Genomic DNA, 1,115 nt, shown 5'->3' with positions numbered 1-1,115 from the left:
TCGATGTGGCACTCCGTGACGGACTCGCCGCCGACCGCGCTGGCGAAAGCCTCGCCCTCGGGGGTACGGTGCGCGGGGAGGCTGTGGTAGACGATGCCGAGTTGCGCATTGGCGGCCTCCCAGAGCTGGCGGGCGAGGCCCTCGCCGCGGCGATCCTCGCGGGTCTCGATCTGCATGACCTCGGCGTCGCTGATGCTGACGTACAGCTCGGAGGCGATGCCCTGCTCGTCGGAGATCTCCCAGATGTGGTTGGCTGTGTCGGTCTCGCTGTAGTAGCTGCCGGTGCGGTAGGTGATCGTGGCGTTCATAGTGGGTTCCTTTCCCTATCTGATGTATCCCAGTATACACATGTGGGTACCGGTATGCAAGAGGGGATCGAGAAAAACACCGGGGAGATTTCTTGGCCGTGCATCTAGCGTGCCATAGTGAGCCACACCCCCACACACTCCTGCACACTCTCACACACTCCTATACACACAGAAAAGCCCCTGACTAGGCATTTAACCTAGTCAGGGGCAATTCTTCGTGTGTCCGAGAGAGGACTTGAACCTCTCTCATTTACGCTCAAAAATCAGGTTCCGCAGCCTCGCGTGCCACTAGCGTGCCATAGACTCATCGCATGGCCAGACAACGACGCCCCTTCGGCGCGCTCCGACAGCTCCCCAGTGGTCGCTACCAGGCCCGCTACATCGGGCCCGACGGCCTCCACTACCTCGGTCCCTCCACCTACCTGCTCCGCTCCGACGCCGAGGCGTGGCTGCGCGACGAGGAAATACTGATCGACCGGCAGCAGTGGACGCCACCCACCAACCGCGCCGTCGAGCACCGCCCCACCACCGTCGCACAGTGGTGCGAGCACATCATCACCCGACGCCAGCAGCGCAGCCGCAAACCGCTGCGAGACTCCACCGCCGCCACCTACCGCAACCTCGTCAAGCTCGTCATCGCTCCCGAGCTGGGCCACATCACTGTCACTGCCCTCACCCGCGACATGGTGCGTCGCTGGTACGACGCGCTACCCGCCACCGCCACGCAGAACGGCAACGCGTACCAGCTGCTGCGCTCCGTCATGGGTGATGCGGTGGACGATGGGCTGATCCCCACCAATCCAGTCG

1 protein-coding gene and 1 pseudogene are annotated in these 1,115 nt (G+C 63.5%); one reads left to right on the top strand and one right to left on the bottom strand.

What is annotated here, in order from left to right:
- On the bottom strand, window positions 1–308 hold a 308-nt coding region (locus RMT89_RS40260; RefSeq protein ID WP_315888705.1), incomplete at its 3' end, for a hypothetical protein.
- Window positions 309–619: 311 nt separating this feature from the next.
- Here RMT89_RS40260 and RMT89_RS40255 point away from each other — a divergent pair.
- Window positions 620–1,115: pseudogene (locus tag RMT89_RS40255) on the top strand (hypothetical protein); the annotation flags it as partial.

It is taken from the genome of Streptomyces sp. P17 (genome assembly GCF_032436805.1).
Lineage (GTDB): Bacteria > Actinomycetota > Actinomycetes > Streptomycetales > Streptomycetaceae > Streptomyces.
The sequence above is the reverse complement of the archived record's forward strand: the minus strand, read 5'-3'. Positions and strand labels throughout refer to the sequence as shown.